Here is a 9,560-nt window from a genome sequence, read left to right as displayed (position 1 = left end):
TTATTCGTATTGATAAAACCATTGACAATCAAGAGACTACAACACACTACTATATATCAAATGAGTATAATGATGCAAAAACTTTTTTAACAAAAATTCTTTATGAATGGAGTGTTGAAACAATGCACTTTTACAAAGATACTGCATTAAATGAAGATAAATGCAAAGTCAATAAAGGTGCTTTTGCATTATCTATTCTTAGAAGCTTCGTTATCAATATTTTACATTTGAATAAAGTTGAAAATATTGGTAGAAAAATTGTTGAAACAACATATGATCTTACAGAAGCTTTAACACTTATTTGTATGACAAGAATCAAGTATGGACTTATTAAATGAATATTAGGGTTGGAATGGGCTACATTTTAACTTTAGAGCTTCTAGTTTGTTTTTCTTAATTTGCTTTAATGTTTTAGATAAAATTATATTAAGCTCTGGCAAGGTTTTATTACAAGCAATACTTAAATAGTAATCATAAGTAATATCCGAAGCAATGATTAAATCATTTAGATTAAGTTTTTTTATATAGTAGCTTGCTCTAACAAGTTCTATGACTGTTGCATCAACAATTTTTTGTTTGACAAACTTAATTGATTCTAATTCGCTTTTTGTTGAGACAAATAAAATTTCTGGGTAGTGGAACTTTAAATATTCTTCTAAGGCACTTCCTGAAGTTATAGCAATTTTATGTCCTTTTAACTCTTTTAGTGAATTATATTTATTTTCTATATTGACAATTAGTTTGTTTTTCAAAGATAGTATTGTATCAGTGAAATATAAAAATTTTAATCTTGATGTTGTTTTTTGAGCTAAAAATACTATGTCTATTTTATTATTTTTTGCAGCATCAATAAGTGCTTTCCAAGAATTGAAGTATACATATTTAAATTTAATATCAAGTTTTTTTTCAATAATATTAAATAAATCAATACTAAAACCTTTTAGTTTCCCATTTTTTGATTTTATAACTTGGTTTGGTATTTGTGTAACACCTATTTTTATGTCATTTTTAAAGTTATTTATCCAAGTTGTCTCTTTTGGTGATAAAAAATTTAAATTTTTTGCAATTAAAAAATTTATAAATAAAACTAATAAAATAAATATTTTAACTATTTGCATTAGTGTTACCTTTTTTTAACAGGTATATAGTTATTCATTTATATCAATTATAGATTTTTTAAAAAACTCAAAACTTGCTTTTCCTCTTTTTTTTGCAACATACATTGCTTTGTCTGCATAATCAATTAAATCCTCTTTCGTACTGCAATCTAATGGGAAAATACTTATACCAATGCTGCAAGTTACAGTAAAAGTATTATTGTCATGTTTTATAACAAAATTTGTCATACTAGAAGCTCTTTTTGCAAGCATTTCAATATATTCTCTATCTTTAATATCTTCAATGATTAATGAAAATTCATCACCGCCTATTCTGCATAAAATATCTTTTTTTCTTATTGCCTTTTTAATATTTTCTACAAGTTTATTCAGTACAAAATCTCCAGTTTTATGTCCATAATTATCATTTATAATTTTTAAGTTATCTAAGTCAATAAAAAAAAGTGCAGTAATATAGCTATTTCGTTTTGTTCTAATTATTGTATCTTCTAATGCTAAATCAAAAAAACTTCTATTAAAAGCACCTGTTATATGATCATAATATGCCATTCTATAAATATTTTTATTCTCTTTTTCAAAAATATTTACAATTTTATTTTTTTCTTCAATTTTTTGCATTAAATTATTTATATTATTAAAGAGCAATTCAATGTCTATTGGTTTAGATAAAAATTGATCTATTCCTATATTAATTGATTTAAGTAAAATATCTTTATCATCAAATCCTGATATTACAATTATAGGCTGATCAGCATCTAGCTCTTTTATTTTTTTTGCCATTTCAAGACCATCTAAATATGGCATTTTGATATCTGTCAAAATAATATCAGGTTTCTTTTCATAGTAAAGGTTTATTGCTTCTTTGCCATTAAATGCTTGATAAAGCTCTTTTATCTCATCTTCTAGCAACATTTTTATCTTTTCTTGAGCATCAAGATCATCTTCAACATACATCACTGTTAGTTCATTTAATTTTTTCACAAAGATCACCTTTTAGGATTATTGAAAAAACTGCACCTTCGCTACTGTTATGTACGAAAATTTTTGAATTCATATGCTCTGTTATTATCATTCTTGTCATATATAGCCCCAGTCCAGTTCCATTTTTTTCATTTTTAGTAGAGAAATAAGGATCAAAAACTTTATCTATTATATCTTCAGGAATTCCACCGGCATTATCACTAATTGTGATTGTGATATCTCCATCTTTTTCATCTACAGTAATAGTTATTTTTTTCTCTGTAACATTTTTTTCTATAAGAGCATCTTTGGCATTATTTATTATATTTAAAATAGCGTGACCAAGAGAGTTTGGGTAGCCAAAACATTTATATTTAGTTTTTTGTATATTTGAAATTTTAATATTGTGTCGTGAATATAACTGTCGTACAATATTTAAAATATTTTCTATAACTTCATCTATATAATACTCTTTTTTATTCTCTTGAGGTTTAAAAAAGTTTCTAAAGTCATCAATGGTATTTGACATCATATTAATTTGTTGTTTGGCATTAGTTTTAAAGTATTCAATCATTTTATCGTCTAAGCTATTTTTTTTATATTTTGATACAATTAATTGATGAAGAAGTGCTAAATTGTTAATAGGTTGCCTCCATTGGTGGGCTATCATACTAATTATTTCACCCATTTGAGCAAGTCTATTTTGTTGTAGCATTAAAAGTTGCTGTTCTCTATTTTTTCTTACTTCTCTTTTTATTATTTGTTGTAGCCACTCTTCTTGCTTTTTTTGATTTTCAAAAATCATACCGGCACTAAAAACTACTATTATAGTAGTTAGTATATATAAATTATAATCAATAATATTTATAGAACCTGATTGATAGATAAATGGACCAATATTTAAAGATAATATATGCGAAGCTATCACATTCATAAAAAAACCATAAGCAATATTTCTTTTATATACAACATATATTAATATAGGAAGTGTTAAACACAGTAATAAAAGTGGACTGCTAATGTTAAAAGTATTTAATAAAAAATAAATATATACACCAAATATAATACCGTTAAATAAATAATCTTTTATATTTAAGTTTTTATAGTGATTAAATAGTGTTAATAAAAAAGGAGTATATAAAAATTGTCCTATAACATTTCCAAACCACCAGGAAAAAATTGATGTAAGCATGTCATCTTTTGTAATAACATCAAAATAGTAGAGAGATAAGTTTGACATAATGGCACTGAATGGTTGCAATATAAAAAATATAATTAATAGTAGTCCAATAATATCTCTAAACTCTTCTAAATTTTTATTTAAATTAAACTTGTTGAAAAGAGTAACTGCTATTATTGCTTCAATTGAGTTGATAGAAGATACAAAAATAGAAGGAATAATTTCAATGCCATTACCATAAGCAATCATAAATTGACCAATAAATATTCCTGGCCAAACTTTTTTTCCAAAAAATAGAGCAAATGCTAAAGCTATACCCTCTGAAGGAAAAATAACAGCACTAATAATTTCATTCTTAATGGTTGATTCAAATCTGATTTGTGATGCTAAAAAGTATAGTAAAGCAAGTACAGTAATTATAGCTATATCATAAATTTGTCTATTATTTTCTTTCATTTTACTCTCTTATTGGTAGGAGTATAGTAAATTGTGCACCATAATCAGAGTTTTCTATTGTTAGTTTACCTTTACAGTGATCTTCCACAATTATTTTACTCATATATAAACCCAACCCAGTACCATTTTTAGATTTTGTAGAAAAATATGGATCAAATATTTTATCTATTATATTTTTTGGTATTCCTCCTGCATTATCTTTGATTGATATATAATTATTCTCTATTTTTACTTCAATTTTTGGATCATCAACATTATTTTCATCAAATGCATCCATCGCATTTTTCAATAAATTAATTATGACTTGAACAAGTTCATTTTCATAAGTTTTGAAATTTTGAATATTGTTTATATATACATCTATTTTTATATTTTTATTTTTTAGAGAGCTTTCAATTAGTTTATATGCTTTGTAAAATATTTTTTTAAAATTACTACTTTTCATCTCTTTTTGAGGTTTAAAAAAATCTTTGAAGTCATCTATTGTAGTACTCATATATTTGATATACTTATTCATTTTTGACAAAATAGTTTTTGTCATAGTAGGATTTAATACATTATTATTTACTTTCATATCCATTAGTGTAACTGCTGCACTTAGTGAATTTAGTGGTTGTCTCCATTGATGTGCAATCATTGCTATCATCTCACCCATTTGTGAATGACGAGATTGAATAGACATGAGTTCATCTTTTTTTCTATTGGCTTCTACCTCTTTTTTGACAAGCTCATTTAAATTATCATTCATAAATTTAAGTTGCTTTGTTGTTTCAATTAACTCTTGCTCTTTTTTATAGTAATCAATCCATAAGTCAACTTTTAAAATAAACTCTTCATAAATAAATGGCTTTTTGAGGTAGTCATTGGCTCCATTTTTTAGAAAATCTCTTACAATATTTGAGTTGGCTGTTCCTGATAAAACTATAATAGGTATAGTTAAATACCTATCTCCATTTCTTATGATTTTAAGAACTTCAGATCCATGCATATCTGGAAGTTCCATATCTAAAATAATAAGATTAAAGTTTTCATTATCAAGTTTGTTTAAACCATCTTCGGCACTATGAGCAGTTTCAATTATGTAGTTTCTTGGTTCTAAAATAGTTTTTACCTGTTTGCAAATAAACTTAGAATCATCAATTATTAAAATTTTATCTTTTGTTTCAGAAGTTATGTGATCAATAACTTTTATTATTTCTGAAATTGAATATATAAAGTTTGAATCTTTAATAATATAATCAAGCACTCCATTTTTAAAAAGCTCTTCTCTTAATGCATCATCTTGGTATGATGTTAAAACTATAATTTTTGTTTCTGTAAGTGACTTAATATCACATAACAGATCTAGCCCTTCTCCATCTGGTAGGTGAAGATCTAAAATAATTAGTTCATACTCTTTTTCTTCTAAAAATTTTGTAGCTTCTTTTAGAGTATATGCTTGATCTATATTTTGGCATAGATCCTTTAGCTTTGCTTTAATGATTCTATTTAAAGTTTTTGAATCTTCTAAAATTAAGATATTATTTAACAAGAAAAATCCTTTCTTCTTTTACTATCTTTAAGAAATAATATTCATTAAAGGCTCAGGTTTACCAAAATAGTACCCTTGAGAGTAGTCTACTCCAAGCTCTTTGACAATGTTATAAATAGACTCATTCTCAATAAATTCTGCGATTGTCTTAATATTTTGTTCTTTTGCAAAAGTAACAATACTTTTGACAACTGAAATTGAGTAGGCACTAGTTTCAATATTTTTAATTAATGAGCCATCAATTTTTAAAATATCAGGTTGATAGTCAAGCAATCTTTCAAAATTTGAATATCCTGCTCCAAAATCATCTATAGCTATTTTTACTCCATAAGCTTTTACATTTTTAATAAACTCTTTTATTATTTCAAACTCTCTTACATCTTCATCTTCTAATAACTCAAATACAATGCGAGAGGTATAGTTTTTATTATTTTCTAAAAGTTGTAGTATCTTTTCTCTAGTCTCTTTTTGTTCAATATCTATTGCAGATAAGTTTATGGAAATATCTGCTCTACAATGTTTAAGCACATCAAATGAGTACTCTAAAACAATATTTGTAATTTTGGTGTAATAGTTGGTCTTTTTTGATGTTTCCAAAAAAAAGTATGGAGACAAGACTTTGTCATTTTCATCTATAAGGCGAACCAGAGATTCATATTTTGCTATTTTCATAGTTTTGTTATCGATTATTGGTTGGAAATATGAGACAATTCTAGAGTTTGAAATTGCTTTTTTGATCATTGAAACAATTTCCATATTCTTTTTTGCATCATCATATTTTATTTTTGCGAGGTTATTTGCAACAATAAAGTAATCACCTGTTCTTAGCAACTGTTTTATTCCAAGTTTTGCAGATTCTAAAATTCGACTACCATCATAAACTACGCTGATTAAAACTGATATATCATACTCAAAATCAATTAAATCAATTTTGTCTTCTTTGATCTGCTCTTGAATAACTTTGACTTTTTGCAATAACTTATTTTTGTCAGTAAAACCATTTTTATGTAGTAATAATCCATATTCACCATTACCTAGTTGATATACTTTATCAATATTACAGCAAGAAAATTTAGCTTGAAGATAATTTTTTGTCTTTTCTTGAATCATTTCTAATGTATCATTGCTATAAAACTCTTCAAGTATGTCAAACTTTTCTATTTTTATATAGATAAGAATTAAATCGTTAGAGTTTTTAATAGCATCTGTAAGTTGTTTTGCAGGGCTCATAATATCTGTAATATCATTTCTAATAGATATATACTCAACAATATCTCCATTTAAATCTAAAATAGGCATAATTAAACTGTCTGTATAGTAACTTTTTCCATTTTTTGCCCTATTTTTAACTATTCCTTTCCAAATACTTTTTTTATTTTTTATTGTATTCCACATATCTTCAAACATTGATTTTGGGTTGTCTGGATGTCTGATTATGTTATGATTTTTTCCTATTAACTCTTCTCTTCTATATCCAGAGATTTTACAAAAGGCATCATTAACAAATGTTATGATCCCTTTTTTATCGGTTTTTGAAACAATTGAACTTTCATTTACAGCTTCTTGATACTCTTGTAGTAAAAGAAGATTTTTTTTAGATTCTAATGAAAATCTATGTTTTTGTACGACTCTATATAATGTATTTGACAATTGTTCAAGATCTATAGGTTTTAAAAGATAACTATCTACGCCTATATGAATACTCTCTATAAAATAGTTTTCTTCATTGTGTGCAGATAAAAATATAAGTGATACACTTTGATCAATCTCTCTGATTTTTTTAAAAAGTTCCAAACCATTCATATTTGGCATATTTACATCAGATATTACTATGTCAAAAGTACTTTTTTTGAATTTTTCAAGTGCATCAACTCCATCAACCGCAATTGTAATAGAATCAAAAAAATCTTCTAAAATCATTGCAGTCATCTCTCTTGCATCTTGATTGTCTTCAACAAACAAAAGCTTCAATGGTTTTGAGTGTTTGACTATTTCATCAAAATGTTTCATTGATACTCTCCGTAATTTTATTATCTATTGTAAATCTGTAAAAACTGTAAACCAATCAATTTATACTTTAAATTGACTAATTTGGTTCAATACTTCATCTGCAAGTTTGCCTATACGTTTAATACTCTCTTCACTGTTAAAAATATTTTTTTTACTAGTCTCTGAAATATGTTTGATTTGAACCATTTTCTCTCTAAAAGCTTCCATTATTTTTGTAGCTTCATAAATTGTTTTAGTGTTATTCTCAACACTTCCAACAGCATTTGTCATATTGCTAGAAACATTTCCTATCATATTTTGTACTTTTGATGTGTCTCTTGTTAATTTGTTTACATTTTCTATATTTTTATTCATAGCATTACTGCTATCAACTATAGACTGCACAATAATGTTAATAGTAGCATTTATATCTACTAGACTTTTTTGTGTTCGTTCTGCTAGTTTACGGACTTCATCTGCTACAACAGCAAAACCTCTTCCATGTTCACCAGCTCGTGCTGCTTCAATAGCTGCATTTAATGCTAAAAGATTGGTCTGATCCGCAATATCTGATATGACAACCAACACCTCTTTAACCTGTTCGGCATCATTAGTTAATTGCTCTAAACTATTGGCTATTTCATTTTCTATTACCGCATTATTTTCAATTTGTAATATTGTATTTTGGATTAGCAAAATAGTTTCTTGTAGGTTACTGTTTGCATTGAGTATATTATTTTTTGTATCAATAGCTTCTTGATTACTCTCAACTAACATTTCCTTTAATTCATTTGTTTCAGCTACAGCTTCCTCTACTATATGTACTTCAGATTGTATATTGTCTATAACCTTATCAAAAGTTTTTTCTAAGTTGTCAGATACAAATTTATTTTCAAATGCACTCTCTTTAGTGTGGTAGATAAAACTATTAAGAGTTTGTAGGAAATCTTTAAATGCTTCTTTAATTGAACTAAACTCATCTTTTTTTTCTATATTTATTTTAGTTGATAAGTCTTTTGTTTTTACAATATTTAAGATAAGATTTTTTACAGAGTTAAGTTGAATCTCTACACTTTTAATTGTAAATATAGCAATAATGATCATTATTGCAATTGCAATGATTCCAATAATAATATCTATTAAAGCATGGTTTGATATATTAATAAGATTTTTTTCAATTTGTAAAGCAATTGCATCATCTACTTTTTTAAGAACATTTATTTTTCTTGTAATAGTATTAAACCATAACATAGGATCAATGCAAAATTCACCACTTTGAGCCTTTTCAATAGCTATATGTCTCATCTTTTCAACCTGCTCAAATGATGGATCTTTTATAGATTTAAGGTATAGATTTGCCATAGGTTTAGGTGCAAAAGTAAGAAAATCATCTATATAAGCATTTTGTTCTGCTATTAGTGTAATTAGCTTTTTAAACATTCCTGGCTGAAATTTGTCTGCAGCAAATGTACCGCTTAAAACTGCTCTTTCAATTCCTGCACGCTCTTTCGATTTTAAGAATGAGGTATATGCTACAAGGTTAATTGTAATAATTTTTTCAGGAGAAATTTTAGAAGTAGTACCTATTATGTTTAATATTTTGATATTAAGTTTTGAATAGAATTCTACTACTTCATTTAGCTTTAGTTGTAATGCTGAAGTTTTTGAGCGTATTGCAGGAAGTTTTTGTAAGTCGTTATTTAAAAGCTCTATTCTATTTCGAAAAATTTTAGGATATCTGTTTAAATCAATTGTCGATAGTAAGGTTTTATATTCTGAAATTCTTTTATCTGTTAAACTTTTTTGCTGAATTAGTTCATTTTTAAACTTTTTTCCTTTAGAACCTACAAAACCTGCACTTGCTCCTCTCTCTTTTTGTGTTTCATGTACTAGTTTACTCAAATTTTTGCTTAAAATAACCAGTTCTTGAACTTTTTGAAGTTTTTCTTGAAATTCAAAATGTTCAGAAACTCCTTTTCCTACGAAATAAATTAGTACGGCAATTTGTAAAATACTAATTATAAGCATTTTACCTTTTATGGTTTCTATTTTCATAGATATAGCTCCTTTAAAGTGGTTACTGAATTGTATAATGCAAAACTATGCTAAAATTATTTAAAATCTGTAAAATCTGTTTTTAAGAAATATAAAAAGTGTTTGTTTATAAAGGAGGGAGAAAGACAAATTATAATTCTTTTATATCTTTTTTTTGCTCATACATTCTTTGATCTGCAAGCTGTATTAAATCTTTTAGATTATCGGTCTCTAAAGGATATATTGCCATACCATAAGATATAGATATTCCATATTTTTTGAAGTTTTCTTC

7 protein-coding genes and 1 pseudogene are annotated in these 9,560 nt (G+C 26.1%); 1 reads left to right on the top strand and 7 read right to left on the bottom strand.

The features are described 5' to 3' along the window. Positions 1 to 338: pseudogene (locus tag BM227_RS12830) on the top strand (hypothetical protein); the annotation flags it as partial. A 3-nt stretch (positions 339 to 341) separates the two neighbouring features. On the opposite strand, the gene BM227_RS11860 reads toward BM227_RS12830, so the two are convergent. From BM227_RS11860 to BM227_RS13400, 7 genes are all read right to left on the bottom strand, one after another. Next, positions 342 to 1,118 carry a transporter substrate-binding domain-containing protein gene (locus BM227_RS11860; protein ID WP_092914144.1) on the bottom strand — a complete coding sequence of 259 codons (777 nt, stop codon included), beginning with the start codon at positions 1,116 to 1,118 and terminating at the stop codon, positions 342 to 344. Between the two features lie 30 nt (positions 1,119 to 1,148). Further along, complete coding sequence (locus tag BM227_RS11855) at positions 1,149 to 2,099, bottom strand: diguanylate cyclase (RefSeq protein WP_092914142.1); 951 nt, start codon at positions 2,097 to 2,099, stop codon at positions 1,149 to 1,151. After that, positions 2,083 to 3,714: an ATP-binding protein gene (locus BM227_RS11850; protein WP_092914141.1), complete on the bottom strand. Its 1,632-nt coding sequence runs from the start codon at positions 3,712 to 3,714 to the stop codon at positions 2,083 to 2,085. Before BM227_RS11850 ends, BM227_RS11855 begins: the two co-directional genes overlap by 17 nt. A 1-nt stretch (position 3,715) precedes the next feature. Beyond that, a complete protein-coding gene (locus tag BM227_RS11845; RefSeq protein ID WP_092914139.1) occupies positions 3,716 to 5,245 on the bottom strand; it encodes a response regulator in 1,530 nt (509 codons plus the stop codon). A 27-nt stretch (positions 5,246 to 5,272) separates the two neighbouring features. Next, the gene (locus tag BM227_RS11840) at positions 5,273 to 7,255 is read right to left on the bottom strand and encodes an EAL domain-containing response regulator (RefSeq protein ID WP_092914138.1); all 1,983 of its coding nucleotides are present in this window, start codon (positions 7,253 to 7,255) and stop codon (positions 5,273 to 5,275) included. A 60-nt stretch (positions 7,256 to 7,315) separates the two neighbouring features. Beyond that, positions 7,316 to 9,289 (bottom strand): methyl-accepting chemotaxis protein, encoded by a 1,974-nt coding sequence (locus BM227_RS11835; protein WP_092914136.1) that lies wholly within the window; start codon positions 9,287 to 9,289, stop codon positions 7,316 to 7,318. 130 nt (positions 9,290 to 9,419) lie between these two features. After that, positions 9,420 to 9,530, bottom strand: coding sequence for a hypothetical protein (locus tag BM227_RS13400; protein ID WP_425431732.1), 111 nt, complete (start codon positions 9,528 to 9,530; stop codon positions 9,420 to 9,422). Positions 9,531 to 9,560: the final 30 nt, after the last annotated feature.

The sequence above is a fragment of the Hydrogenimonas thermophila genome, from assembly GCF_900115615.1.
Taxonomy (GTDB): Bacteria; Campylobacterota; Campylobacteria; order Campylobacterales; family Hydrogenimonadaceae; genus Hydrogenimonas; species Hydrogenimonas thermophila.
This window is presented reverse-complemented; position numbering and strand designations above follow the sequence as displayed.

Excerpts from the sequence above, each read along its gene's own strand:
- BM227_RS11850 (WP_092914141.1), bottom strand. The coding sequence starts at position 3,714 with ATGAAAGAAAATAATAGACAAATTTATGATATAGCTATAATTACTGTA.
- BM227_RS11835 (WP_092914136.1), bottom strand. The coding sequence starts at position 9,289 with ATGAAAATAGAAACCATAAAAGGTAAAATGCTTATAATTAGTATTTTA.
- BM227_RS11860 (WP_092914144.1), bottom strand. The coding sequence starts at position 1,118 with ATGCAAATAGTTAAAATATTTATTTTATTAGTTTTATTTATAAATTTT.
- BM227_RS11840 (WP_092914138.1), bottom strand. The coding sequence starts at position 7,255 with ATGAAACATTTTGATGAAATAGTCAAACACTCAAAACCATTGAAGCTT.